Origin of the sequence: Mycobacterium sp., assembly GCF_032162105.1 — a bacterium.
In the GTDB taxonomy this organism is placed as follows: domain Bacteria; phylum Actinomycetota; class Actinomycetes; order Mycobacteriales; family Mycobacteriaceae; genus Mycobacterium.
On the sequence record NZ_JAVRPS010000274.1, the window covers coordinates 1 to 23,684 of the forward strand.

A 23,684-nucleotide genomic window follows, 5' to 3' on the forward strand; every position below is an offset into this window, starting at 1 on the left:
TCTCTGGTCAGCGCGGCGATGATTCTCGCGCTGGGCAGCCTAGGGCTGGTGGCGGCTCTGAACTGGCAGCCGCTGACGCTCCTGATCGACACCCTGTTGCGGTGGCCCAACGTGTCCACGGTGTTCAGCCAGGTCGCGTTGATCGCTTGCGCCGCAGGCAGTTGCGTGATGATTACGTCGGCCTCGTCCAGCCGAGGGCCCGCCACCATCAGGCGCATCGCGATCGTTCAGTACGTCGTGGCGGCGGTGATCGCCGTGCTGACTCTGGTGGCCTTCTTCATCGCACCGCAGCAGCCCGAGATGGCACCCGAGGAGTATCTGCGGCGCAACCTGGGTTCGGGGGGCACGTCGTTGTCGTGGCTGCTGCCGTTGCTCTACGTGCTGCTTGCGCTGACGCTGGTCGCGTGGGCGGGGGCTCGGCACTCCAACCGCACCCGCAGGGGCAGGGCGCTGTTCCTGTTCACCATCGGCATCGCGCTCATCGTGCTGGCGAGCGCCTTCTTCCTGCTGCGCGCAGCAGGCAACACCCGGTTCGTCGGGGTGGGCGCGGCGGCGACGCTCCTCGGCTGCGCGATGCTGGTGGTGGCCAGCGGCTCACTGCTGCCCAGTGTCGAGGACTGGTTCGGCGCCAGACGCGAACTTCGGATCATCCAACCGCTGCTCGAGGAGTTGAACGCCCGCCACCCCAATGTCGGGATCGGCGTGCGTCCGCGGGGGCCTCTGCTGTTCCGCGTCGCCGAGCAGATGTCGCTCATCTCCGACGCGCTGTACCTGGAGGCCACCCGAACGCTCGAAGACGAGGACAGCTTCCTCGACGACTCCTCGGATCCGGCGACGCTCTCGGTGTTGCCTGAGGACCAGGCGCTGCGCATCGCGCGGTGGATTCTCGCAGGTCGGGGAGCTGACCGAGACACGGCAAACTCCCGTTTTCCCGGTCCTAATTGGCTACGTCAGCCATCGTCATACTCGGATCGCGAATGGATCCTCGCGATCGCCGACCAGTATCGAACACTGGACCGCAGCGTCGACGTTGCCGCAGCCTGATCCGAACTTCGATCGGATTTCGCCGGCCGCCGCGACGTCGTCGCACCGGGCTAATCGTCGAGATGCTCCCTGCGGCGGAGCTCGTCGGCCTTGTAAACCAGATCCTGCTTCGCCTCGGGGGACAGCCCGACGGTGCGCGCCGCAATACGGCGGATGCCCTCGTCGCGCATGTTGGCCAGCCAGGTCAATTCCTTGTCGAGCTTCTCGTAGTACTCGTCATCGGTGAAGTAGGCGGGCTTGATCCTGAAGAAGTTGGCAAGTGCGGCCATGGTGGTCACCGACGGATTCGTCCGGTTGCCTGAGCGCAGCTGCGACAGGTACGGAGCCGACATGGTGACGCCTTCGGCCTTGAGCGCGGCGATCACTTCAGCCGACGTATGCGGACCACGTCCTGGCGGGTAGACGGTGTCAAACAGGCGGTTCAGCCTGGCGGCGAAGGTCATGCTCATCGATTAATCCTCCACTTAGCGATATGTGCGGGCGTCTTTGCAGTGTATTTGCTGATCATCGTAGCGAGTGATGTGCCGACAGCCAAGTGCAAACCACCGAAAACTCGACCCTACCCGTTCGCTCGATCCGCTGCCACGCCGTCTAGCAGCGGTTCTCCGCAAAAATCGCACGGTTCTTTCATGACATCGTCAAGCAAATAATAACGCTGGCGATGTTTTGCCCAACCCGCAGGTCACCCCACCTCCGTCACAGCAGGCTCATAGCCCACTCCCGGCAACGGCCCATATGGGTAGGACATGCTGACATCGTCATTTGCTCAAAAAACTAACGACGTCAGCGATTAGTAGCTGCGGGCCCCAACTTCGCGCACGTCGTCACGCGGGGCGAAAGACTCGCAGGACCTGGTCAAGCCATCGACTGGTAGTAGCCAGGATGCTATGCAGCGGTTTCCGGCGACGATTCCCGAGCCGGGGAGCTCCGCCTGCTCCTGGACCACCGGATCGCGGCGGTGATGACCGCCGCGGCGGCTACCCCGGCGGTGGACGCCACGGCCACCGAGGGCCAGCCAAGAGCGCTGTCGAAGAGCATCCAGAGCCCGAACAACAAGAACAGGAGCGCGGCCGCCTCGTGCAGGAAACGTTCGGGCAGCCTGCGGTGCAGGAGCCGGCCCGCGATGATGGCCACGCCGTCGGCGAGCACCATCCCCGCGGTGGCCCCGATCCACACGCCTGCCCAGTTGTGGTCGCTGGCCAACGCGACGGTGGCGAGCATGGTCTTGTCCCCGAGCTCGGCCAGCACGAACGAGGAGATGACCGCAAAGATCACGAATCGTGGTTCCGGAACCGCCGCCACCTCGTCGTCGTCGCTGCGGCTGTCGCGCCAGGTCCACGCGGCGAACAGCAGGAACGCGATGGCGGCGACGAACGCGATCGGGCGCGCGGGCAGGGTGAGGCCGACGAAGTGGCCGATCGTCACCGACAGTCCGTGTACCAGGAACGACGCGATGGCCACCCCGGAAAGCACGACCCACCAACGATGGCGCAGGGCGTACGTCATGGTCATCAGTTGGGACTTGTCGCCGAGCTCGGCGAGGAACACGACACCCAGACTGACCAGTGCGGCGGTGAACATGACGAAACCTTTCGACGTTTCGCCCAGTGCGCCAGTTATTCACGGCACATTCGGACACTTCGTCGAAGGTCTCGCCCACCGCTTGGCGCGGTTCGCCGGCCGGGCTTTATGCCAGTATGTCGACACGACGATTGGGGGCTACTCCCCTTCGCTGATGACCCGACCATAGCGGCCGTCGAGCGCGCGCGCCAGCGCCACGCCCGAGTTCGGGCACCCGTATTCGTCGTTTCGAGTTTCGAATCTCGAGCTTCGAAAACCCTTATGCCGCAAGCAGCATCGCCAAGATGGCGGTATCGGGGTGACTGATCAGGTCGACGCCGACGCGGCTCACCATCGAGGTGACCGTGCCATCGGACTCCGCCTCGACCCAGGCCGCGCGATGTTCCAAGCCCAGGTGCGGGATCCCGGGCAGCAGTACGCAACCCGATGCGGCTCCCGAGCATTCGGGCAGTGATGGCATGGTTTCCGACGGCGGATGCAGCATCAGTAGTGCGGGTGGCATCCGCTGCGCGAAATAGCCTGGCGGGACGGCGGATTCACCGACGACCGTGCCCTCGGCGAGCACCAGTCCGACCGTGCCGGGCGCCGGCTCGTCGGGTAGTTCCTCGCGCACCCCGAAAATCGTTGTGGTCGCCAGCAATCCGGGCAGCGACGCCACCCGGACCGCGACCATGAGGAGTTGCGCCCATTCCTTCGTCGAATCGGGCCATCGGCCCGAGACCACGAACCCCTTCAGGGTCCCGCCCGAATGGAAGGGCGCGACTTCGACTGCTCCGCCGGCTCCTGTATCCATGTCGCCTCCGATCGGTGCTCACTCGGCTAGCGCCCGACACGGCTGTGGGTCGATCCAGTCAGCATGCGGCAGGTGGCCGCAACGGGCAAGCGGGACACGCACGCACGAGTCAGCCGTTACTGCCCTCAGTGGGCTTCGGTCTTGCCTGCCGGACCGTCCAGACCACGCGGTACGAGCCCGCCGCAGGGACCCAGCCGAACTGCCGCGAGTCGACGACACCGGGGGCGTGGGGATTGTCGGAGCGGGCCTCGAACGTCGCGCTGCGACCGGCGCCGCGCACGTCACCGACTCGCTTGACCAGCCACCGCGTGGGCAGGGTCGGGTCGTGGAACACCCGCAATTGGTCACGCCGAGCGCGGCTCCATCGGAGCGCGAGGAGCCCGTCGCCCGGGGTCAACACGGGTCGCATCGAGTCCTCGACCACCGCGAACCGGCGCAGCGGCCAGTGTCGTGCTCGATGGTTGCGGACCATCCCCAAAGGGTAAGTTATCCCTATGCTGCATCGACTCTTTGCGAACGCCACCCCTGCCCATGCCCACTGCGACCTGTACTGCGGCGTCTACGATCCCGCGCAGGCCAAGATCGAGGCGCTCTCGTGCCTGAAGACGCTCCAGAAGTACAACGACTCGGACGACGACCACTTCAAGACCCGCGCCATCCTGATCAAGGAGCAGCGCGCCGAAGAGGTCAAGCATCACCTGATGGTGTTGTGGGCCGACTTCTTCGCCAAGGACCATTTCGAGCAGTTCCCGAATCTGCACCAGCTGTTCTGGGACGGCGTCCACGGTGCGGGTGAGGTCAAGAAGTCGACCGACGTCGCCGTCGCCGAGAAGCTGCTGAAGACGATCGACGAGATCAGCGACATCTTCTGGCAGACCGAGAAGGCCAAGGGGATGGGCGTCTACCCGCCCGCCTGACAACAGCGATACGACGACGGCCGGCCCGGAGCTGCACGCTCCGAGCCGGCCGTCTTCGTTTAAGTGGGAACGTCGCTTTGAGTCAGAGCAACACGATCAGCGCGAGCACGCCAAGCAGGATGAGGGCGATCACGCCGGCGCGCACGCAGGCGATCAACTGCCCGCGCGCGTACACGTGCGCAGAGGAGTTCCACTCCGAGGGCGGGATGGCCGACCCTGGGCCCAGTGGGTGTGCTGCCATCACGAACTCCTGACCTGCACGATCAAGGTTGCCTCCAGTGAGATCTGTCACAGCGATCAGTAGTGACGCCGATCATAGCCCTTGCTGCGGCCACGCGAAAATCGGGCCGCGGCGGCGCTAGATGGGACGTTTAGCCGGCACACAGCGGGGGTACAGACGGCGCATACAGACCGCGAAACCACACCGAGCGGAGGCGCGGGCTCGGCCGGAAAACGGAATGGTTAGATCGCCAATCCTGTTCGCTCTGGCGCCCGTCTCCTGTTGATCGATGCTGCGCAGACCGCCAGGTTTATCCCCAGGCAATGACAGTCGGTTCACAGAATCGGCGGTTCAGAGCGCATTTGCACCGTTGGGAGCCTGTGGATGAATCTGTGGAAACTGTGCATAGCCGCCAAATTGCTGCAGCGACTCGAGTGCGTCGCCGAGGCCGGCGTGCCAGCATGGTCCACATGGTGCGCGTGAAGGGATCTTCCGATGTCTGACGTCGAGGTCGGCGCGGCCGAAGTCGCCGACGTTCCCGTGACATTCGACCAGGCGGTGGTGCTTCTCGACGTCCGTGAGGACGACGAGTGGCAGCGCGGCCACGCGGCGGGCGCCCAGCACATTCCGATGGGCGACGTGCCTGCCCGCATCGATGAGATCGACGCCGATGCAACGCTGTACGTGGTGTGTCACGCCGGAGGCCGGTCGCTGCGGGTGGCGCAGTATCTGGCCCGCAACGGATACGAGCCCATCAACGTCAACGGCGGCATGCTCGCGTGGGCCGGGGCCGGGCGTGCCGTCGTCACCGACGACGGCAGCGTGGGCACAGTCTGAGGGCCGTAGGCTGGTCGCGTGATTCAGGTCTGTTCGCGGTGCGCAACGCGGTGGAACGTCCGCGACCGCAGGCGCGACTGGTGTCCACGCTGCCAGGGCGCTCTGCTGGCGCCGACGGCGGACGCACCCGATCAGCAGTGGGGAGCGCGGCCCACCACGCCGGCGCTGCAATCGGGTCCGCGCACGCCCCCGCGCCTGCCTCAGGGCTACCGCTGGATCGCGGTCCGGCCGGGCGCCGCGCCGCCGCCCCGCCGCGGCCGCCGCCCCCTTGGGCCCACGCCCCGCTACGCGGTGACCCCGCCCTGGGGTCTGACGGATCATTTCGACGCCCGGTACGACCCGGCCACGTCGCAGACCGCAGAAGTGCGCTCCGGCCCGTCGGTCGCGATGGTGCGCGGCACCCTGCTGGTCACCATGGTCCTTCTGGGCTTCGCCGCCGTGGTGCACATCGCCCGGTACGCGCTGCTTCTGATCAACCGCTCCACGTTGTTGAACCCGTGGGTGGCCGGCCTTGCGACCTGGTTCGGCGTCGCAGCCAGCGTGCTGGCGCTGTTCGCGATCGTGGCGAGCGTGGTGGTTCTGACGAACTGGCTGATCGGGCGGCGGGCACGGGCGTTCGCACACCGCGACACCACGGATCCGCGCTCGGCACGGGAGATGCGGCTCGGTTGTCTGGTGCCGGTGGTCAACCTGTTCTGGGCGCCGGTCTACCTCATCGAGTTGGCTGACGCCGAGGGCCGCCTGACCCGCCTGCGCGCCACCATCGTCACCTGGTGGTGCGTCTGGGTCTTCAGCACGCTGGTGTCGGTGTTCTCGATCGCGACCAGCTTCACCCGCGACGCTCAGGGCATCGCCGACAACACCGTGACGACCATCGTGGCCTACCTGGTCGCCCTTGCCGCACTGCTGCTCGCCCACCGGGTGTTGCTCGGCTTCGAGAGAGTCGCGGTCGACCGGCCGGTCAAGCGTTGGGTGATCGTTCCCGACGAGGCGCCACCGGTGCGCGACGAGCCCGAGCCGATCGACGCCGAGCACACTGACGTACCGGTTGCAGTTGAAAGCGAACAGCGGGAACCGGCAGCATAGCCTCATGAACTCGGGGGACGGCACGCTCGGCGGCCACCCGTTCGTGGTTGCGCATCGCGGAGCGTCGGCTGACCGGCCGGAGCACACCGTCGCCGCGTACGACCTCGCGCTGCGGGAAGGCGCGGACGGCGTGGAGTGCGACGTCAGGCTGACTCGCGACGGCCATCTGGTGTGCGTGCACGACCGCCGGGTGGACCGCACGTCGAACGGCACGGGACTGGTCAGCGAGATGACGCTGGCGCAGTTGCGTGAGCTGGATTATGGCGCCTGGCATGCGAGTTGGCGGGCGGACGGCAGCCAGGGCGATATCGGGCTGCTCACCCTCGACCGCCTCGTCGCACTGGTGCTCGACTGGAACCGGCCGGTGAAGATCTTCATCGAGACCAAGCACCCGGTGCGCTACGGCGCGCTGGTGGAGAGCAAGGTGCTGGCCTTGCTGCACCGGTACGGCATCGCGGCGCCTGCGTCGGCGGATCTGTCCCGCGCGGTGGTGATGTCGTTCTCCGCGGCCGCGGTATGGCGCATCCGACGGGCGGCCCCGATGCTGCCGACGGTGTTACTCGGTGAGACGTCGCGGTATCTGGGCGGCAGCGCTGCCACCACGGTCGGCGCCACCGCGGTGGGTCCTTCGATCGCGACGCTGCGCGAGCACCCGGAACTCGTCGACCGGGCCGCCGCCCACGGCCGCGCCCTGTACTGCTGGACCGTCGACCACTACGAGGACGTTCGGTACTGCCGCGACGTTGGCGTCGCATGGGTCGCCACCAACCATCCGGGACGTACCAAGGGCTGGTTGCAGAACGGGCTCACCGGAGCGGGCCGCGACCAACCGGACGGTTAGAGACTTCCGCCTGCCGCCTTCGGAGCCGTGGCATCGGCCGCGGCCGCGCCGACTTCGCGGGCCACGAAGTCCTCGAGGTGGAACAGATCGGCGCCCGCCCGTTCGCTCACGCGGACCAGGGTGCTGATCAGCGCGACCTCCTCGACCTGCTCCTTGAGGAACCACTGCATGAACTGCTCGCCGAGGTAGTCGCCCTCGTCGCGGGCGACGGCGGCGAGCCGGGTGATCTGCTCGGTCACCGTCCGCTCCTGATCGAGGGCCAGGCGCAGCGCGTCGGTCGGTGAGGCGAACGTGTTGCGCACCGGATCGGTGCCGGGGATCTCCACCTCGACGTCGCGATCGATGAGGTACTGCACCAGCATCATCGCGTGGTTGCGCTCTTCTACGGCCTGCGCGTAGAAGTGCTTGGCCAGTTGCGGCAGGTCGGCGGCGTCGAAGTGGACGGCGATCGCGATGTATTGCTGCGCAGCGGTGAACTCGGTGCGGATCTGGGCCTGAATCAGATGGTGAAATTTGGTGTCGAGTGTCGTTGCGTCAGTCATGGCGGCAACGATAGTGCAGGTCAGATGGCACTGTCATCAAAGGTATGCCTAATTCAGGCAAGGTTGACCTAAGTGCTGTGATCCCCGCAAGAGCCGCACGATGAAGTTTGCTGAAGGCAAGGCTTGGCTACGATTGGCCGGCTTCGAGCACGTCGGGTGGGACGGCTTCGTCGGACGCCAACGCGGTGAACAACCGGCTCGCGGTGTCGTGTTCCCACACCACGACCGAACCCGCGTCGCTGCCGGTGAACTCGCCGATCGGCACCGTTGTCGTCGTGACCGTGCCGTGCAGCGACCACGCGAGCCGGACCAGATCCCAGACGTGCGCACCGTCGTCGACGGTCACCGATCCGGAGGCGGCGTGCGTCATCGGGTACCAACGCAGGGGATTCGCCAGGACCACCGGGCTCGCGGCGCGGTGTATCAACGCCGACATGAACTGGCGTTGGTTGCTCATCCGGTCGAGGTCGGCCCGCGGCGTGGCGCGGGTCCGGACGTAGCCCAGCGCGGTCCTGCCGTCGAGTTCCTGGCAGCCGGCGGGCAGGTCGATGCCCGCCAGCGGGTCGCTGATCGGTTCGGGCGGGCACATCGTGACACCGCCGACGGCGTCGACCATCTGGGCGAAGCCGTCGAACCCGACCTCGGCGTAGTGGTCCAGCCGCATGCCCGTCGCCAGTTCGACCGTCTGCGCCAGCAGCGCCGCGCCGCCGATCACGAAGGCGGCGTTGATCTTGTCCTCGCCGTGCCCGGGGATCTCCACGTAGGAGTCACGCGGAATGGACACCATCGTGGTCGGGGTGCCCGATCCGAAGCCGGGCACGTGGATCAGCAGGATCGTGTCGGTGCGGCCGTCGCCGATGTCGCCGCCGGTGGCGAGTTCGGCCTGTTGTTCCGGGGTCAGATTCTGGCGGCTGTCCGAGCCGACGAGCAGCCACGTCGTGCCGCGACCCGCCGCGGGCCGTTCGGCGTAGTCGGTCAGCGCAGGCATGCGGTGCAGGTGCCCGTCGAGCCAGAATCCGGTGCCGACCACCGCCGCCGCGACGATCAGCAGGATGGCGAGCGGGTAGAGCACCAGGATCCGCCCCCAGCGGCGCTTGCGGCGTGGCTTGCGCGCGGCGGCCGGCCGCGGTGGTGGTGGCGGGTGCGGTGGGGGCGGCCGGTTGACCGGCGGCGGCCGGCGCTGGGGTGGCGGCGGTGGTGGCCGCCGGACCGGTGGTGGCATGGCAGGCGGAGGTGACGACTGCCGCGGCGGGGGAGGCTGGTGGTAGCGCGGGTCGCGGCGGATCGCCTGCGGGGGTTCCCGCGGCGGGACCGGCCGTCGTGGGTCCGGCCCCGGTGCGGGCGGCCGGTTGTCGTTCACAGCCAAGAATCTACGGGCTGACGGCGCCGCGTCATCGCAACCAGCCGAGGTGACCCGCGGCAAGCGCGTACCCGACGAACGCCACGGCGTCGATCAGGCCGTGCGCGACGACAAGCGGCCAGAGCCGGCCCGTGCGCTGCCACACGTAGCCGAACACCAGGCCCATCGCCAGGTTCCCCAGCCCGGCGCCGAAGCCCTGGTAAAGGTGGTAGGCCGCACGCAGCAGGCTGGAGATCACCAGCACCTTGACCGGTGACATGCCGAGCTGTCGTAACCGGGTCATGAGGAACGCAACGACGATGACCTCCTCGGCCCAACCGTTGGCGAACGCCACTGCGAGGAGCACGGGGATGCGCCACCACGTGTCGCCAAGCTCGGACGGCACCACCGCCACCCCGATGCCCAGTGCCCGGCCCGCGAGGTAGAGGCCGAGGCCGGGGATGCCGATCAAGGCCGCCAGGCCGAGCCCTCCGAGTAGGTCGGGGCGCCAGCGGAAACGCCCGAGCCCGATCCGGCTAGGTCCTAAACCGCTGCGCCACAACAGGTACAGGCCCAGCAGTCCCCACGCGACGAGCTGGAAGACCGACGCCAGATTCAGCGCCAGATTGATGAGGTCGATTGGGGAGAGCTTGCGGTTGAGGGCGACCGTCTGCCCGGAGAGACCGAGCAGTACCGCCTCGACGAGGCTGACGAGCGCGGTGTAGGCGGATAGCCCGAAGGTCACCGCCAGTACGACCGCGATCTCGATCCGAATCACCCGCCGTCGCGGCGCGGTCGGTTCTTCCGGCGACTCGGTCACCGGAGCAACGGTAGTGGGAGGGTTAGATTCGCCGCGCGCGCAATCCGTTGAGGAACGGGCATCCCATCAGAACCCGGATCGCCTGACTCAGGCCCGTGACGTCGTCGACCGGCTTGGCGAACGGCAGCCGCACGTCGTGGTCGCCGTCGTCGTTCTCCACCCGCAGTTGGACTCCGTAGCGGTCCAGCCCCAGCGGGCGGACGCGACCACGGCGCAGCGGTGAAGGCAACCGGTTGGCCAGCCGGTCAACCACCTCGCGGTGCGCCGACTCGAGATGCTGCAACCAGCACGACTCCAGTGCGCAGAACGGATCGGGTTGGGCGTCGAGCAGCGTGCTCAGCCCGACCGACTCGCCTCCCGTCGAGTCGGCGACAACCACCGAGTCGACCTCCATGCGCATCAACACATGCGGCGTGTCACCGCCCGCGGCTTCCGCGGCACCGGTGTTAACTTGCAGCAGAGCCGGATTGGGGCTCTCGGTGGCGATCAGGTCGAGCAGCCCTGACACGTCGCCCGCGGGGATGTGGTGCAGGCGACCGCCAATCCACACCAGTGACCGCACCGGTTCGCGCAGCGGCAGCGGGGCGTAGTCCGTCATCTCCAAAACCGCCTGAACCCCGGACGTGCCAGGGGCAGGATCGTCACCTATCCACCCCCGGCGACCATGGCCGCCAGCAAGCCGTTGGCCGGCACCGTGATGGCGAACGAGCCGTCCTCGAGCAGATGGTGTACCGGCGTGGCGGCCGGTTCGACGCCCTCCACCGCCAGCATCGCGCCGCCGCCGCGGGCGCACGCACTGCGGATTCGCTCGGCCGTGCTCGGTGCCAGTACGGTCATTCGATCGCCTTCCAATTAATGAGGTAAGCCTAACTTAACTAGAACGTCCGGATCGACGCAAGGCTTTCCCAATCGATTCGGGGTCGACTTCAGGGGACGCCACGCTCCGAGCCGATAGGCTTGCCGGGTGCCACGCGTCGCCTACCTCGGACCTCAGGGGACCTTCACCGAAGCGGCGTTGTTGCAGATGGTCGCCGAGAGAATGGTGCCCTTGACCGAGTTCGAACCGTTCGCAACCGGCAGCCCCTCAGCGGCGCTGGAAATGGTTCGCGCCGGCGACGCCGACTACGCCTGCGTGCCGATCGAGAACTCGATCGAGGGTTCGGTGCTCCCGACGCTGGACAGCCTGTCCACCGGTGACCCGCTGCAGATCTACGCCGAGTTCACGCTCGACATCGCGTTCACCATCGCAGCGCGAGCAGGCGTCACCGAGCCTGTGTCGATTGCCGCGTACCCGGTGGCGCGGGCCCAGGTAGCGCGGTGGATGGCGAAGTACATGCCAGAGGCCAAGTTCCAGGCGGCTGACTCCAACGCCGCAGCAGCCGTCGACGTGGCAGAGGGCCGCGCCGATGCTGCCGTAACCACCGAACTGGCCACGATGCGGTATGGCCTGACGGCGCTCGCCGACGGCGTCGTGGACGAACCGAACGCGCGCACCCGGTTCGTGCTGGCGGGACCGCCAGGACCGCCGCCGGGCCGCACCGGTGCCGATCGCACCTCGGTGGTGCTGCGTCTCGACAACGTCCCCGGTGCACTGGTGTCGGCGATGACCGAGTTCGCCATCCGCGACATCGACCTCACTCGCATCGAATCCCGGCCGACCAGAACCGAGTTGGGTACCTACGTGTTCTTCCTGGACTGCGTCGGGCACATCGACGACGATCCGGTGTCCCAGGCACTCAAAGCACTGCACCGACGTTGTAAGGCCGTGCGATATCTGGGTTCGTGGCCGACGGGTGCCGCAGCGGGGGCCGTACCTCCCCCGATGGATGACGCGGCGCGGTGGCTGACCTCCCTCCGGGAGGGGCGATGACGGGCCGCCTGGTGCTGGTGCGGCACGGCCAGTCGCACGCAAACGTGGAGCGCCGCCTCGACACCCGGCCGCCGGGCGCCGCTCTGACCGATCTCGGCCATCAGCAGGCCCGTGAGTTCGCCGCGAACTGGCACCATCCGGTGGCAATGGTGGCGCACTCCCATGCGTTGCGCGCGACCGAGACCGCGGCCGACATCGGCGAGCACCTCTCGCTGGAGCCACACCGCCTCGATGGCATCCACGAAGTACAGGTCGGCGAGCTCGAGGACCGCAACGACGAGCCCGCGATCGAGCGGTTCAACGCCGTCTACCAGCGCTGGCACGAGGGCCACCTGGACGAGCCGCTACCCGGCGGCGAGACCGGTCACCAGGTGCTCGACCGGTACCTCCCGGTGGTGACGCAATTACGCCTGCGCCACCTCGACGACCACGCCTGGCCCGGCGACATCGTGGTGGTGAGCCACGGTGCCGTCATCCGCCTGGTATCAGCCCTGTTGGCCGGTGTGGACGGCAGCTTCGCACTCGAACACCATCTGGCCAACGCCGAATGCGTCGTGCTCAGCCCGATCACCGACGACCGGTGGAGCTGCGTGCAATGGGGCACGCTGGTGCCGCCGTTCTATCCGGAGACCGACGTGCACCCGGTCGAAGACGCGCTGCAGGGCGCCGATCCGATGGGCTGACCTGCGGTCAGACGGCCAACCCGGCCGGCACCGCGCCGCCGCGCGCACACGTACATCCGATTGCGACGCAGTCGAGGCTGAACGTGTGCCCGACTTCCGGGCTCGCGCAGTCCGCTTCGGTGCACTCCGGCCCGAATCGGGCGTGGTGGACGAGTGCGCCGTGACAGTGCTGCAGACCGTCTCGGCAGTCCCGGCACCACGAACTCATGTCCCGTTCATAGCACCAGGTGGCGACGAATCCACACCGGCGCGCGCAGTCAAGCCCACCCCAGTTCGTGCAGCCGGTCGTCGTCGATGCCGAAGTGGTGAGCAATCTCGTGGACGACCGTCACCGTGACCTCCTCGACCACGTCGTCCTCGGTGTCGCAGATGTCCAACAGTGCATCGCGGTAGATCGTGATGGCGTCGGGCAGGGACCCGCCGTACGACGAGTCGCGTTCGGTCAGCGCGATCCCCTCGTAGAGGCCCAGGAGGTCGGGCTCGTCGGGATGCCGGCCCTCGACGAGAACCACGACGTTGTCGATCGCCGCGGTCAGTTCGGGGGGAATCTGGTCCAGCGCATCGGATACCAGCTCGTCGAACCGTTGCGGGCTCATCCGCACGGCCATCGCCGTTAGGCCCCCGGGGGCAGCAGTATCGGAGCGGGGGGCGGGGCCGCGGGATCTACCGGGCCCGGCGCGGGTCCGGGTCCGGGTGGCGGCCCGCCAGCGGGGGGAGGCGGCACGTCACCCGGTGGGGGAGGCGGCCCGTCAAGCGGTGGTCCGTCCAGCGGCGGTCCCGCCGGCGGTGGCGGCGGACCGTTGAGGAAGGTGTTGCCCTGCGGCGGGGGCGCCGCCGAGGTCGGGCTTGTTCCGGTGTCTGCGGTGTCGCTGGTCGCCGTCGACTGACCAGGCAGGTGCGCGTTCCCCTGGTTGGTCGGGCTGCTCTGGCTGCTCTGGCCCTGGTCGCTGAGGTCGATCTGCGACGACACCTGGCTGGACGTGTCGACCGGCGGCGGCATCGGGATCGGCGGCAAGTTCAGCCGCTCGCCGGGGATGTCCGGTGGCGGCACCGGCGACTGCCCGTTGATGGCCAGCGGCCCCTTGGCGCTGTTCAGCAGCGTCGACCAGCCACCGTTGCCCAATGTGGCGCCGATGCTGCACGACACCTGGTGGCTGCCCGCCGACCAGCTCGGCAGCGAGATCGTGCTGTAGATCAGCGTGAGCGTGGTGCTGCGCAGCTGGATCGGTGCCAGGTACGCATCGGTCATCCGGGTGCACGCATCCTTGACGAACGCGTCCTGATCGGCCTCCGCGGGCAGCTCGCCGGGGAACTTCTCCGCAAGGTTCACCGCGCCGGTGACCTCCATGGCATGCGGCGCGCCGCAGTCGACAGGGATGTCCGTCGGTTGGTTGGTCGCCGGGTCGATGCCGAGACACGTTCCTGCCGACCACACCTTCGACTGGTCGACGTTGGCGATCTTGCCCCGGAATGCCAATTGCTGATTGTTCGGGCCGGGCAACTGCAGGCCGCACAGCATCCGGCGTTCACCGGACTGGCGCCACGCCTTGTCACCGGACCACAGCAGGCTGACGTTGAACTTGCCGTTCGGGTCGTACTTGGCGCCGAGGTACTGGCGTGCGGAGGCCTGGCACTGCTCCGAGCTGATCTGCTGGATGCGCGCGGGCGACGGGGGCGCCGCGTCGGGTCCGTACTCGCTGCCGGGGAACGTCCGCATGTCGATGGCCTCGGAGACCTCGAAGCGGTGTTCGTCCTTGCAGTCGACGATCTGTGCCGCGTCCGGGGTGCGCTCCGGCCAGTTCAGGCAGTCACCGCTCTTGGCGTGGTCGAACGTGTCGCTGCCGCGGGCGCCGAGCGAAGTGCCGCCGATCAGACCGATCGGGCTCTTGCCGTCCTCGCCCGCGGGCAGCGCCGTGATGAGGCCGGCGATGAGCAGGCCGCCCAGGGCCGTGAGCAGCAGGCCGCGTCGCGTCGAGTTGGCCTGCAGGCTTTGCCACCAATGCGTCGAGCCTGATCGTCGATCAGACTCGTTGGCGAGCAGATCCTCGCGATCGGGTGCATCCAACATCGGGTCCATTGTGACAGGCGCGTCGAGTCCTGTGACAAGAGTTGCAGTTGTAATGTTATGTGGTTGTGCCCCGCGGCCGGTACTGAAGCATCGATGGCGCCTAGATTTGGACGGGTGAACGTCGAACCGCCCGACCCCGGCCCCGAGGTGGCCGACCTGGCCGGACGGCTGTTCGACATGGCCCGCAACGGGGACGCAGAGACCCTCGCGGCCTACCTGGACGCCGGCGTGCCCGTCAATTTGACGAACTCGGCGGGTGACACGCTGGTGATGCTGGCCTCCTATCATGGCCACCCCGACGTGGTCCGGTTGCTGACCGCCCGCGGCGCAGACGTCGACCGGCCCAACGACCGTGGCCAGACGCCTCTGGCCGGTGCGGTCTTCAAGGGTGAGGACGACGTGGTTCGCCTGCTCGCCGACGCAGGCGCCGATCCGCATGCGGGCAACCCGACCGCCGTGGCCACCGCGCAGGCGTTCGGCCAGACGGGCTACCTCGACATGTTCGCGGCGACCGGCCGAAAGTAAGGTTGCGCCGTGATCGACCTCAAGCTGCTGCGTGACGACCCGGACCGGGTGCGCGCGTCGCAACGGGCGCGCGGCGAGGATCCGGCCCTCGTCGATGCGTTGTTGGACGCCGACGCCAAGCGGCGCGCGGTGATCTCAGCCGCGGACAACCTGCGCGCCGAACAGAAGGTGGCCAGCAAGCGCGTCGGTGCGGCGTCCGCCGGGGAACGGCCCGCCCTGCTGGCGCGGGCCAAGGAGTTGGCCGAGCAGGTCAAGGCCACCGAAGCCGAACAGGCCGCCGCCGAGGCCGCGTTCACCGCGGCGCACATGGCGCTGTCCAACGTCATCTTGGACGGCGTGCCCGCAGGCGGCGAGGACGACTTCGTCGTGATCGATACGGTCGGCGAGCCGCCCGCGCTCGAAAACCCCAGGGACCACTTGGAACTCGGCGAGTCCCTTGGGCTGATCGACATGGAGCGCGGCGCCAAGGTGTCGGGGTCGCGCTTCTACTTCCTCACCGGGTTCGGCGCCCTGCTCCAGCTCGGCGTGATGCAGCTGGCGGTCCGGCTTGCCACCGAGAACGGCCTGACCCTCGTCATCCCGCCCGTGCTGGTGCGCCCGGAGGTCATGGCGGGCACCGGCTTCCTTGGAGCGCACGCCGACGAGGTCTACCGGCTCGAGGCCGACGACATGTACCTCGTCGGCACGTCGGAGGTTCCGCTGGCCGGCTATCACGCCGACGAGATCCTCGATCTGTCCGGCGGTCCGCGACGCTATGCGGGCTGGTCGACGTGCTTCCGCCGCGAAGCGGGCAGCTACGGCAAGGACACCCGCGGCATCATCAGGGTGCACCAATTCGACAAGGTCGAGGCCTTCGTCTACTGCATGCCCGAGGAAGCCGAGGCCGAGCACCAGCGACTGCTCGGCTGGCAGCGCGAGATGCTGGCGCTCATCGAGGTGCCCTATCGCGTGATCGACACCGCGGCAGGTGATCTCGGATCCTCGGCAGCGCGCAAGTTCGACTGCGAGGCGTGGGTGCCGACGCAGGGCACCTACCGGGAGCTGACGTCCACGTCGAACTGCACCACGTTCCAGGCGCGGCGATTGTCCACCCGCTACCGCGACGAGAACGGCAAGCCGCAGGTGGCGGCGACACTCAACGGCACGTTGGCCACCACCCGATGGCTGGTCGCCATCCTGGAGAACCACCAGCAACCCGACGGGAGCGTGCGGGTGCCGGACGCGCTGGTGCCCTACGTCGGAAGGTCGGTGCTGGAACCATGAGCGAGCTTGCGAGCGAATCATGAGTAAGACAGAACTCTCCATGCTGGAACTCGGCTTCGATGACCTGCGGACCTGGTTCGGATTCGGTGTCGCAGGCAATTTCGCGGGCCATCTCGAGCAGGCAGGCGAGGCCGCGGACTTCGTCAACGTAACCTCGGAAGGCTCAGCACCCAAGGGCATCTTCCCTTGGTACGCACCGGGTTACGACGGCTTCCTCGGGGAGTTCCCGCTGTCGCACGATGCCATCAAGCTGCCGGAAAGCGACAGCCCGCTGAACCTGCAGATCGAACCCGAGGTCGGACTCGCATGCAGGGTGGTCTGGCAGGGCGACACGGTCGTGACGCTGCAACCCTTCGCGCTTGGCGCGTTCAACGACTGCTCGATCCGACGGCCCAACGCACCGAAGATCAGTCACAAGAAGAACTGGGGCCCCGCCTCCAAAGGCGTTGCGGCGCAGTTCTTCGACGTCGGCGACCTGACTCCGGACGGACCGACGTCGACGCTGCGGTTGGTCTGCCATCTGCATACCGCCGCGGGCGAGGAGCACGAGTACGGCGTCGACAGTCCACTGCTCGGCTACTCGTACTACGGTGAGGTCCTGCTCGACTGGATCACCGAGCGCCTGGCCAATCAGAAGGGCTCACCCGAAACGCCGTTGGAGGACGTGGGGGCACTCATGGTCGCCAGCGGGCATCCGGAGCACGTCCTGATCGGGATCGGCGCGACGCGCTACACCCCGCTCGGGGAGTCGACGTACCTGCAACCCGGTGACCAGGCGATCGTCCGGGTGTACGACACCGCATCGGACGCGTTCTCCGAACTGCGGCAGACGGTTTCGGGTTAGACCTCGGACGAGGTCGGTCGGAACTCGCTCCGGTGATACGTACTTCCGGGGTACTCCTTCGACCCGACCACCCGCGCCAGCGGGGTCCTGACTCCGCCCGTCGACGCGACGAGCGCTGATATCGCGTCGAGATCGAATCGTGGCGCCCACCCGAGCTCGTCGCGGGACAGTCGATTGACGTACACGCGGTCGACTCGGGCCGGAAACTGCCAGCCCCGCCGCTGCCATTCTGCGGCCGTCGCGGGCGCTCGTCGGGCGAACACTTCTGCCGCGTCCGTGCGCAACTGCGGCAGGTCGGCCGAAGTGAACGGGGTCGTGGCGGAGACGACGTAGCGCCTGAACCCGACATCCGCCGCGTGCTCGGCCGCCAGGAGGTGGGCGTCGACGACGTCTTCGAGGGCAACCCGACGAAATGCGTACTCGTCGGCCTTGACGTTGTCGTCGCTGCGTCCGTCGGCAGGATCGGGCGAGTCGTCCGCCTCTGGGAAGAAGCGCGACGTTCGCAGGACGACGCACGGCAGACCCTGGTTGCGGCTGGCCAGTCGGCACAGGTCCTCGGCCGCTGCCTTGGTGGAGCCGTAGATGTTCTTGGCGACGGGCACGACGGATTCATCGATCCACGCCGCGGGTGCGCCGGGTGCCGGGATCAGGGCGTCGCCGAAGACGGTGGTCGACGACGTCATCACGAACGACCGCACGCCGGCGTTGACCGCCGATTCCAGGAGGGTGAGGGTGCCCGTGACGTTGACGTCCACGAACGCCTGGGCCGGAAGGAAGGCGACCTGCGGCTTGTGCAGTGTCGCGGTGTGCAGCACGGCGTCGACACCGTCGAGGATCGTCCGGGTCAGTTCGCCGTCTGCGATCGACCCGGCGACGTCGGTCCACTCCGACGGCCGCACGTCCACACCGACGACGTCGGTGCCCCGGTCGCGGAGGGTCCGGACGAGCGCTTCGCCTAGATGGCCGGAACTACCGGTGACCAAGACGCGCCGGATCATCGGTCGGCGAGCACCGCGTCCAGGGTCGCGATGAACTCACTCGCACGCAACGGGGTGAACGCCGGGCTCGGCCGGGTGCCGGGTACGTCAAGCGTCACGAGCGTCGACTTGATCGGGCGCCACACGTCGAGCGGAAGCCAGCGCCGCAGGTCCGCGCTGCCCCAGATGCGGAAGCGGTTGATCACCAGGCCCAGCGACTCCGTCTTGTAACCGCGAATGGACCGCAGCGGGATGACCTTCGACGTGCCGGACGGAAAGTGGTAGCGGCGCAACGTAATGGCCTGCCGGTCCAGTTGGATGAGGCCGTCGTCGTACTGCGGGCCGGGCCGGGTCATGTCTCGACTCCCGCTCGCTCCGGTCCTCGCTCGTGCCTCGCTGCGATCCTCACTCGCGATCGTCTTCGGGTCATGTCTCGACTCCCGCTCGCTCCGGTACTCGCTCGTGCCTCGCTGCGATCCTCACTCGCGATCGTCTTCGGGTCATTTCTTCGAAGCCCTCAACTCGTGCCCCCGTGACGTCAGGCAGCGGCCGTTGGTCAGGTTCCACGACCAGCCGTGCAGGTTGCACGTCAACGTCGAGCCCTCCACCACGCCGAACTTCGACAGGTCGGCCTTCAGGTGCGGACACCGGCGCTGAATCTCCCAGCCGTCCAACGTGATCGACGCAGAGTCGTCGTGCGTCTCGGCGAACCAGCCGTCGGCGTAGACGATCCGCTCGTCGGTCAGGCACTTGAAGAAGGTGTACAGGTACTCGTTGTAGCCGCCGACCCGCCAGGCGCGGAACCGGGTGGACAGGAAGATGGTGTTCACCCAGTCCGGCTCGTCGTCGCGCAGCACGGTACGCACCAACTCGGGTGCGATCTCGAAGCCGTAGCGGAACTTCTCGTGCGGGACCGGTTCGCGCACCGCACGTTTCGGGAAGTCGAGCACGACTGTTTCAGCCCCCAGCCGCAGTTCGACCGGATAACCGATGCCGTCGCAGATCTGGTCGGTCTGGCTCATGATCGGCTCGAACCTGGCCCGCAGCGGTTCGAGCAGCGATTCCCCGGAAGCCGGAGCCCAGCGCGCCTTCTCCGCGGCCAGCACGGGTGCCATCCGCCGGGCGTAGCCCTCGATGTAGGCGGCCTTGTCGGTGGTGAAGATCGACTCCGGGTTGGGAACCGGGTGGGTCAGCGAATTCAGTTGCGAGCCCGAGAATTCCGCCGTCGACCCCGGGATCAGCAGCAGGCCGCGGTCGTGGCCGGCGCGGCGCATCTGGTCCAGGAACACCACCTGATCGGGGAAGATGTTCGCGGGGTCGCCGTGATCGTCGTTGAGGTCGCGCAGTTCGGCATCCAGGAAGCAGGGCGGCCCCGCGGACGGCACCACCCAGGTCGCGTCCACCTGCGCGATGTACTGCCTGCTGCGGTCCATCTGGCGCTGACGCTTCTGGGTGCCGAACGCCTCCTTGGCCCGCGCCGGCATGTCGTAGACCATCGGATACCAGATGGCGCCGGAGTACTGCAGCATGTGCACGTCGACGTGGCCGAATTCGGACTCCAAGACTTCAAGGTCGACGGGGCGCGCGTCGTTCATGTTGAAGGCGACGGTCTCGCCATCGGACACCACCAGCCCGGAGTCGCCGATCGGACCGTCGGCCGGCGCGCGCAACGCGATGATCATCACGTCGAGATCACCCTTGGGTCCGCTGACGCGGTGTCTCACCGAGTCCGTGGTCTCGAAGAACCGGTGGAATCCCAGCTTCTCCAACTCGGTGCGTAGGTCCGGCACCGGGTAGTCGGGCAGCAGCACCACCGCGTCCTCGTTGACGTGCGCACGAAGGTTGACCGGGTCGAAGTGGTCCTTGTGCAGGTGCGAGACGTACAGGTAGTCGACATCCCCCAGCGCATCCCAGTCCAGCTCGCTGTTGTCGGGGAACGGGAACCACGACGCGAAGTAGGCAGGGTTGACCCACGGGTCGCACAGGATGCTCCCGGCGGCGGTATCGATTCGGAACCCTGCGTGTCCGACGCTTGTGACCTGCACTGATGGCCTTCCCTGCGATGCGTGCGATCGTGTCGAGCTTAGCGGGACGGCCCGGGCTATTCCTCCCAGCGCGCGCGGTAGTAGGCCATCCGCTCGTCGTCGGCATCGATGCCGTACGCGTCGAGGAGCTCGGCTTCGAGTCCCGGCTCGAAGTCCGATTCCAGCGACATTGCGGCCACCGCCAGATCCGCCCACCGGTCGGCCACCCCGAGGTCACTGAGATCGACGTGCCCGGTCCAAACGGCGTCGTCGCCGATGAGGGTGTTGGGCGGGCATGCGTCGCCGTGGCAGACCACCAGCAGATCCGCGGGCGGTGCGTCGGCATGCACCCAGGACGGTGTGCCGAACGGGCAAGCGTCGACCGGCAGAGCGTCGTGCAGGCGGCGGAGCCCTTCCCCGATCGCGCGAGTGGCGGTGCGCGGACGTGCAACCCAATGTGGATCGACTGCCGAACGCCCCGGTATCGCCGCGGTATGCAGCCAGCCCGGGCCGGACGACAGCACCCGCGGCACCGGGTGGTAGTCGATCGCCCACCGCATTCGCTGCTCCTCGGAGACCAGCCGTGCGGCGTGGGAATCGGGGTACACCTTCACGAACTCCTCGCCCGCCAGCGAGAACGTCGCACCACCGAGCTCGTTGAGCCAGACCGCGCTCACCTCGCGGGCTCCCGCCAAGTCGACGACGATGTTCGGCACGGTTACTGCTTCAGTTGGAAAGGTCACCCAACCGACCTTTCCATGAGATCGCCGAGGCAACCGCATTAGGCTGAGGTCGTGGAGCCGGTATACGGGACTGTCATTCAAGCCGCCCGCCTCGTGTGGTGGCTGCAGGGACTGAAGTTCACCGTCGTCGGTGTGGAGAACCTGCCCGTCACCGGCGGTGCTGTGATTGCCATCAACCACACCAGCTACTTCGACTTCACCTTCGCCGGGCTGCCCGCCTACCAGCAGCACCGCGGGCGCAAGGTGCGGTTCATGGCGAAGAAGGAAGTGTTCGACTCCAAGGTCAGCGGGCCCATCATGCGCAGCCTGCGCCACATCCCGGTGGACCGCGACAACGGCGCCTCCTCGTTCGCCGAGGCCTGCCAGCGGCTCAAGGGGGGCGAGCTGGTCGGCGTGTACCCGGAGGCGACGATCAGCCGCAGCTTCGAGATCAAGGAGTTCAAGTCGGGGGCGGCCCGGATGGCCATCGGCGCCGACGTGCCGATCGTCCCGCACGTCGTCTGGGGTGCCCAGCGGATCTGGACCAAGGGCCACCCGCGCACGATGTGGCGTCCGAAGGTGCCGATCTCGATCACCGTCGGCGAGCCGATCTACCCGACGTTGCCCGCCGCCGAGTTGACCGCGCTGCTCCACTCCCGCATGCAGCACCTGCTCGAGCGGGCGCAGGATGCCTACGGTGCCCACCCGCCCGGCGAGTTCTGGGTTCCGCACCGGCTCGGCGGCGGCGCGCCGACGCTGGCGGAGGCCAACAGGATGGACCTCGAAGAGGCCAACCAAAAAGCTCAGGCGAAGGTCGCCCGCCGCGCCCAACGATCCGCGCCGGACGATCTGCCGGAGTAGGGCTGGCATGGAACCGGTCTTCCGCAGTCTCGAGATCGCGGGTAGGACGGCGGTACGGGTGACTGGGACGCAGATCACCTACCACGGTCTGCAGAACATTCCTTCCGCCGGCGGTGCGGTCGTGGCGATCAATCACACCAGCTACATCGACTTCCTCCCTGCGGGGCTGGCCGCGATGTACCGCAAGCGGCGCCTGCGGTTCATGATCAAGGCCGAGATGCAGGAAGTGAAGATCGTCGACTTTCTGATCAGGCACTCCCGGACCATCCCCGTGGACCGTGGCGCCGGTGCCGACGCCTACTCGGTGGCCGTCGACCGGTTGCGCGAAGGCGAACTCGTCGGCGTGTACCCCGAGGCGACGATCAGCCGCAGCTTCGAGTTGAAGGGGTTCAAGACCGGGGCGGCGCGGATGGCGCTCGAGGCCGGGGCCCCGATCATCCCGCTCGTCGTCTGGGGTGCCCAGCGCATCTGGACGAAGGATCATCCGAAGCACATTGGCCGCAACAAGATTCCGATCACCGTGGCGGTGGACCCGCCGTACGTGCCATCGGGCACCATCGATGCGGTGATGGCCGAACTGCGCGAGGAGATGACCGCCCTGCTGCACCGGGTACAGGCGGACTATCCGCACCCCGACGGCGAGTATTGGGTGCCGCACCGGCTCGGTGGCAGCGCTCCCACGATGGAGGAGGCCAGGGTGCTCGACGAGACCGAGCTCGCGGAGCGGGCCCGCAGGCAGGCGGAGAAGCACTGATGCTGCCTGCAATGATCGCCACCGACGTCGACGGCACGCTGCTCGACGGCGACGAACGGGTCACCTCGCGCACCAGGGCCGTAGTACGGGCCGCCGTCGACGCCGGCGCGCAGTTCGTGCTCGCGACGGGCAGGCCGCCGCGGTGGATCGCGCCGGTCGTCGACGCGCTCGGCCTGGCTCCGATGGCGGTGTGCGCGAACGGCGCGGTGATCTACGACTCGGCGACGGACCGGATCTTGTCCGCCCGGACGCTGTCGCCAGAACAGCTCGCCGTGCTGGCCGAGATGGCCACTAGGGTGATCCCCGGCGCCGGACTGGCCGTGGAACGCGTGGGCCGCAGCGCGCACGACGCGGTGACACCGCAGTTCGTCAGTTCGCCTGGATACGAGCACGCGTGGCTCAATCCGGACAACACCGAGGTGTCCGTCGAGGACCTGCTCAGTGCGCCCGCGGTCAAATTGCTCATCCGCAAGGCGGGCGCCCGCAGCGCGGACATGGCCGCGGCGCTGGCCAAGCACATCGGCATCGAAGGCGACCTGACCTACTCCACCAACAACGGGCTCATCGAGGTGGTGCCGCTCGGGATCAGCAAGGCGACCGGCGTCGAGGAGGTGGCCCGCCCGCTGGACATCACCGCCGAGGACGTCGTGGCGTTCGGTGACATGCCCAACGACGTGCCGATGCTGCGGTGGGCGGGGCTCGGGGTGGCGATGGGCAACGCCCATCCGGAGGCGATGGAGGCCGCCGACGAGGTCACCGCGCCCAACACCGACGACGGTCTGGCTCGCGTGCTGGAACGGTGGTGGCTCTGACCGTTCCTGGTGAGTGAGCAGCAGTGAGTTCTGCTCGGTTGCGGCCCGAACGGTCTTGGCCGCGGCGGGCAGGTGTTCTCCGGTGAACCGGTGCGCATCGCGTGCGGCCGGTGGGCCGGAACTGCCGTGCCCGCCATCGTGGCAACGGTGGCGGTCAGGCCTGGCCGGTGGAGTGCCCGCCACGGTCCACTGTCCGCGGCAGGGTCCTGCCCGCCGATGCCTGATCACCAATCCGAAACCACACCTACCAATCCCAGCCCC

Annotated in this window: 27 protein-coding genes and 1 pseudogene; 13 read left to right on the plus strand and 15 right to left on the minus strand. The window is 67.8% G+C overall.

Annotated elements, in window-relative coordinates:
* Positions 1 to 1,044 (plus strand): hypothetical protein (locus tag QOC69_RS14025; protein ID WP_526440453.1); only part of this gene is annotated, 1,044 nt, incomplete at its 5' end.
* Positions 1,045 to 1,094: 50 nt separating this feature from the next.
* On the opposite strand, the gene QOC69_RS14030 is transcribed toward QOC69_RS14025, so the two are convergent.
* The 4 genes from QOC69_RS14030 to QOC69_RS14045 form a co-directional block, all read right to left on the minus strand.
* Positions 1,095 to 1,493 (minus strand): helix-turn-helix domain-containing protein, encoded by a 399-nt coding sequence (locus QOC69_RS14030; protein WP_149370335.1) that lies wholly within the window; start codon positions 1,491 to 1,493, stop codon positions 1,095 to 1,097.
* Positions 1,494 to 1,929: 436 nt separating this feature from the next.
* A complete protein-coding gene (locus tag QOC69_RS14035) occupies positions 1,930 to 2,625 on the minus strand; it encodes a TMEM165/GDT1 family protein (RefSeq protein ID WP_526440456.1) in 696 nt (231 codons plus the stop codon).
* Positions 2,626 to 2,884: 259 nt separating this feature from the next.
* A complete protein-coding gene (locus QOC69_RS14040) occupies positions 2,885 to 3,418 on the minus strand; it encodes a peptidase (RefSeq protein WP_526440458.1) in 534 nt (177 codons plus the stop codon).
* Between the two features lie 109 nt (positions 3,419 to 3,527).
* Positions 3,528 to 3,827: a S26 family signal peptidase gene (locus QOC69_RS14045; RefSeq protein WP_526440500.1), complete on the minus strand. Its 300-nt coding sequence runs from the start codon at positions 3,825 to 3,827 to the stop codon at positions 3,528 to 3,530.
* An 85-nt stretch (positions 3,828 to 3,912) separates the two neighbouring features.
* On the opposite strand from QOC69_RS14045, the gene sodN reads away from it, so the two are divergent.
* A complete protein-coding gene (gene sodN, locus QOC69_RS14050) occupies positions 3,913 to 4,335 on the plus strand; it encodes a superoxide dismutase, Ni (protein WP_526440460.1) in 423 nt (140 codons plus the stop codon).
* An 82-nt stretch (positions 4,336 to 4,417) separates the two neighbouring features.
* Here sodN and QOC69_RS14055 read toward each other — a convergent pair whose 3' ends face one another.
* Positions 4,418 to 4,576, minus strand: a complete 159-nt coding sequence (locus QOC69_RS14055) for a hypothetical protein (protein WP_526440462.1) — start codon at positions 4,574 to 4,576, stop codon at positions 4,418 to 4,420.
* Positions 4,577 to 5,050: 474 nt separating this feature from the next.
* On the opposite strand from QOC69_RS14055, the gene QOC69_RS14060 reads away from it, so the two are divergent.
* The 3 genes from QOC69_RS14060 to QOC69_RS14070 are packed head-to-tail and all read left to right on the plus strand — an operon-like array spanning position 5,051 to position 7,319.
* Positions 5,051 to 5,392: a rhodanese-like domain-containing protein gene (locus QOC69_RS14060; RefSeq protein ID WP_526440464.1), complete on the plus strand. Its 342-nt coding sequence runs from the start codon at positions 5,051 to 5,053 to the stop codon at positions 5,390 to 5,392.
* Between the two features lie 18 nt (positions 5,393 to 5,410).
* Entirely contained in the window at positions 5,411 to 6,478 is a 1,068-nt protein-coding gene (locus tag QOC69_RS14065) for a DUF4328 domain-containing protein (protein ID WP_526440466.1), read from the plus strand.
* A 4-nt stretch (positions 6,479 to 6,482) separates the two neighbouring features.
* Positions 6,483 to 7,319 carry a glycerophosphodiester phosphodiesterase gene (locus QOC69_RS14070; RefSeq protein WP_526440468.1) on the plus strand — a complete coding sequence of 279 codons (837 nt, stop codon included), beginning with the start codon at positions 6,483 to 6,485 and terminating at the stop codon, positions 7,317 to 7,319.
* Here the strand turns inward: QOC69_RS14070 and QOC69_RS14075 are convergent.
* The 4 genes and pseudogenes from QOC69_RS14075 to QOC69_RS14090 all read right to left on the minus strand — a co-directional run bounded on the left by QOC69_RS14075 (position 7,316) and on the right by QOC69_RS14090 (position 10,857).
* Entirely contained in the window at positions 7,316 to 7,861 is a 546-nt protein-coding gene (locus QOC69_RS14075; protein ID WP_526440470.1) for a ferritin, read from the minus strand. The genes QOC69_RS14070 and QOC69_RS14075 overlap by 4 nt on opposite strands.
* Positions 7,862 to 7,988: 127 nt before the next feature.
* A complete protein-coding gene (locus QOC69_RS14080; RefSeq protein WP_526440472.1) occupies positions 7,989 to 9,221 on the minus strand; it encodes an LCP family protein in 1,233 nt (410 codons plus the stop codon).
* A gap of 31 nt (positions 9,222 to 9,252) precedes the next feature.
* Positions 9,253 to 10,020, minus strand: coding sequence for a CPBP family intramembrane glutamic endopeptidase (locus QOC69_RS14085; protein WP_526440474.1), 768 nt, complete (start codon positions 10,018 to 10,020; stop codon positions 9,253 to 9,255).
* A 22-nt stretch (positions 10,021 to 10,042) separates the two neighbouring features.
* Positions 10,043 to 10,857 (minus strand): annotated as a pseudogene (locus QOC69_RS14090) (DUF2470 domain-containing protein).
* A gap of 127 nt (positions 10,858 to 10,984) precedes the next feature.
* Between QOC69_RS14090 and pheA the strand changes: the two are divergent.
* Both pheA and QOC69_RS14100 read left to right on the plus strand, forming a co-directional pair.
* Positions 10,985 to 11,890, plus strand: a complete 906-nt coding sequence (gene pheA, locus QOC69_RS14095) for a prephenate dehydratase (RefSeq protein ID WP_526440476.1) — start codon at positions 10,985 to 10,987, stop codon at positions 11,888 to 11,890.
* Positions 11,887 to 12,573 carry a histidine phosphatase family protein gene (locus QOC69_RS14100; protein ID WP_526440478.1) on the plus strand — a complete coding sequence of 229 codons (687 nt, stop codon included), beginning with the start codon at positions 11,887 to 11,889 and terminating at the stop codon, positions 12,571 to 12,573. The genes pheA and QOC69_RS14100 overlap by 4 nt, the downstream gene beginning before the upstream one ends.
* Positions 12,574 to 12,830: 257 nt before the next feature.
* Here the strand turns inward: QOC69_RS14100 and QOC69_RS14105 are convergent, their stop codons facing one another.
* The gene (locus tag QOC69_RS14105) at positions 12,831 to 13,181 is read right to left on the minus strand and encodes a metallopeptidase family protein (RefSeq protein ID WP_526440480.1); all 351 of its coding nucleotides are present in this window, start codon (positions 13,179 to 13,181) and stop codon (positions 12,831 to 12,833) included.
* A 5-nt stretch (positions 13,182 to 13,186) separates the two neighbouring features.
* Positions 13,187 to 14,650 carry a septum formation family protein gene (locus QOC69_RS14110; protein ID WP_526440482.1) on the minus strand — a complete coding sequence of 488 codons (1,464 nt, stop codon included), beginning with the start codon at positions 14,648 to 14,650 and terminating at the stop codon, positions 13,187 to 13,189.
* 168 nt (positions 14,651 to 14,818) lie between these two features.
* Here QOC69_RS14110 and QOC69_RS14115 point away from each other — a divergent pair, with 168 nt between their 5' ends.
* The 3 genes from QOC69_RS14115 to QOC69_RS14125 are packed head-to-tail and all read left to right on the plus strand — an operon-like array spanning position 14,819 to position 17,273.
* Positions 14,819 to 15,166 (plus strand): ankyrin repeat domain-containing protein, encoded by a 348-nt coding sequence (locus QOC69_RS14115; protein ID WP_526440502.1) that lies wholly within the window; start codon positions 14,819 to 14,821, stop codon positions 15,164 to 15,166.
* 9 nt (positions 15,167 to 15,175) lie between these two features.
* Positions 15,176 to 16,429 carry a serine--tRNA ligase gene (serS, locus tag QOC69_RS14120; protein ID WP_526440484.1) on the plus strand — a complete coding sequence of 418 codons (1,254 nt, stop codon included), beginning with the start codon at positions 15,176 to 15,178 and terminating at the stop codon, positions 16,427 to 16,429.
* A gap of 40 nt (positions 16,430 to 16,469) precedes the next feature.
* Positions 16,470 to 17,273 (plus strand): DUF5718 family protein, encoded by an 804-nt coding sequence (locus QOC69_RS14125; protein ID WP_526440504.1) that lies wholly within the window; start codon positions 16,470 to 16,472, stop codon positions 17,271 to 17,273.
* Here QOC69_RS14125 and QOC69_RS14130 read toward each other — a convergent pair.
* From QOC69_RS14130 to QOC69_RS14145, 4 genes are all read right to left on the minus strand, one after another.
* Complete coding sequence (locus QOC69_RS14130) at positions 17,270 to 18,271, minus strand: NAD-dependent epimerase/dehydratase family protein (protein WP_526440486.1); 1,002 nt, start codon at positions 18,269 to 18,271, stop codon at positions 17,270 to 17,272. The two genes, QOC69_RS14125 and QOC69_RS14130, sit on opposite strands and share 4 nt — an antisense overlap.
* Positions 18,268 to 18,606: a hypothetical protein gene (locus tag QOC69_RS14135; RefSeq protein WP_526440488.1), complete on the minus strand. Its 339-nt coding sequence runs from the start codon at positions 18,604 to 18,606 to the stop codon at positions 18,268 to 18,270. The genes QOC69_RS14130 and QOC69_RS14135 overlap by 4 nt, the downstream gene beginning before the upstream one ends.
* Before the next feature lie 144 nt (positions 18,607 to 18,750).
* Positions 18,751 to 20,295, minus strand: a complete 1,545-nt coding sequence (locus tag QOC69_RS14140; protein ID WP_526440490.1) for a Rieske 2Fe-2S domain-containing protein — start codon at positions 20,293 to 20,295, stop codon at positions 18,751 to 18,753.
* A gap of 56 nt (positions 20,296 to 20,351) precedes the next feature.
* Positions 20,352 to 21,017 (minus strand): phosphotransferase, encoded by a 666-nt coding sequence (locus QOC69_RS14145; RefSeq protein ID WP_526440492.1) that lies wholly within the window; start codon positions 21,015 to 21,017, stop codon positions 20,352 to 20,354.
* A 51-nt stretch (positions 21,018 to 21,068) separates the two neighbouring features.
* Here QOC69_RS14145 and QOC69_RS14150 point away from each other — a divergent pair, with 51 nt between their 5' ends.
* From QOC69_RS14150 to QOC69_RS14160, 3 genes are read left to right on the plus strand one after another with little or no spacing between them, the layout of a single operon-like run.
* Complete coding sequence (locus QOC69_RS14150) at positions 21,069 to 21,857, plus strand: lysophospholipid acyltransferase family protein (RefSeq protein WP_526440494.1); 789 nt, start codon at positions 21,069 to 21,071, stop codon at positions 21,855 to 21,857.
* A gap of 7 nt (positions 21,858 to 21,864) precedes the next feature.
* A complete protein-coding gene (locus QOC69_RS14155) occupies positions 21,865 to 22,611 on the plus strand; it encodes a lysophospholipid acyltransferase family protein (protein ID WP_526440496.1) in 747 nt (248 codons plus the stop codon).
* Entirely contained in the window at positions 22,611 to 23,423 is an 813-nt protein-coding gene (locus tag QOC69_RS14160) for a Cof-type HAD-IIB family hydrolase (protein ID WP_526440498.1), read from the plus strand. The genes QOC69_RS14155 and QOC69_RS14160 overlap by 1 nt, the downstream gene beginning before the upstream one ends.
* Positions 23,424 to 23,684: the final 261 nt, after the last annotated feature.

What these genes read in the sequence shown, in the direction of transcription:
- QOC69_RS14030 (WP_149370335.1), bottom strand. Translation starts at nt 1,493, where the DNA reads ATGAGCATGACCTTCGCCGCCAGGCTGAACCGCCTGTTTGACACCGTC.
- QOC69_RS14035 (WP_526440456.1), bottom strand. Translation starts at nt 2,625, where the DNA reads ATGTTCACCGCCGCACTGGTCAGTCTGGGTGTCGTGTTCCTCGCCGAG.
- QOC69_RS14040 (WP_526440458.1), bottom strand. Translation starts at nt 3,418, where the DNA reads ATGGATACAGGAGCCGGCGGAGCAGTCGAAGTCGCGCCCTTCCATTCG.
- QOC69_RS14045 (WP_526440500.1), bottom strand. Translation starts at nt 3,827, where the DNA reads ATGCGACCCGTGTTGACCCCGGGCGACGGGCTCCTCGCGCTCCGATGG.
- sodN (WP_526440460.1), top strand. Translation starts at nt 3,913, where the DNA reads ATGCTGCATCGACTCTTTGCGAACGCCACCCCTGCCCATGCCCACTGC.
- QOC69_RS14055 (WP_526440462.1), bottom strand. Translation starts at nt 4,576, where the DNA reads ATGGCAGCACACCCACTGGGCCCAGGGTCGGCCATCCCGCCCTCGGAG.
- QOC69_RS14060 (WP_526440464.1), top strand. Translation starts at nt 5,051, where the DNA reads ATGTCTGACGTCGAGGTCGGCGCGGCCGAAGTCGCCGACGTTCCCGTG.
- QOC69_RS14070 (WP_526440468.1), top strand. Translation starts at nt 6,483, where the DNA reads ATGAACTCGGGGGACGGCACGCTCGGCGGCCACCCGTTCGTGGTTGCG.
- QOC69_RS14075 (WP_526440470.1), bottom strand. Translation starts at nt 7,861, where the DNA reads ATGACTGACGCAACGACACTCGACACCAAATTTCACCATCTGATTCAG.
- QOC69_RS14100 (WP_526440478.1), top strand. Translation starts at nt 11,887, where the DNA reads ATGACGGGCCGCCTGGTGCTGGTGCGGCACGGCCAGTCGCACGCAAAC.
- QOC69_RS14105 (WP_526440480.1), bottom strand. Translation starts at nt 13,181, where the DNA reads ATGGCCGTGCGGATGAGCCCGCAACGGTTCGACGAGCTGGTATCCGAT.
- QOC69_RS14110 (WP_526440482.1), bottom strand. Translation starts at nt 14,650, where the DNA reads ATGGACCCGATGTTGGATGCACCCGATCGCGAGGATCTGCTCGCCAAC.
- QOC69_RS14115 (WP_526440502.1), top strand. Translation starts at nt 14,819, where the DNA reads ATGGCCCGCAACGGGGACGCAGAGACCCTCGCGGCCTACCTGGACGCC.
- QOC69_RS14125 (WP_526440504.1), top strand. Translation starts at nt 16,470, where the DNA reads ATGCTGGAACTCGGCTTCGATGACCTGCGGACCTGGTTCGGATTCGGT.
- QOC69_RS14130 (WP_526440486.1), bottom strand. Translation starts at nt 18,271, where the DNA reads ATGATCCGGCGCGTCTTGGTCACCGGTAGTTCCGGCCATCTAGGCGAA.
- QOC69_RS14135 (WP_526440488.1), bottom strand. Translation starts at nt 18,606, where the DNA reads ATGACCCGGCCCGGCCCGCAGTACGACGACGGCCTCATCCAACTGGAC.
- QOC69_RS14155 (WP_526440496.1), top strand. Translation starts at nt 21,865, where the DNA reads ATGGAACCGGTCTTCCGCAGTCTCGAGATCGCGGGTAGGACGGCGGTA.
- QOC69_RS14160 (WP_526440498.1), top strand. Translation starts at nt 22,611, where the DNA reads ATGCTGCCTGCAATGATCGCCACCGACGTCGACGGCACGCTGCTCGAC.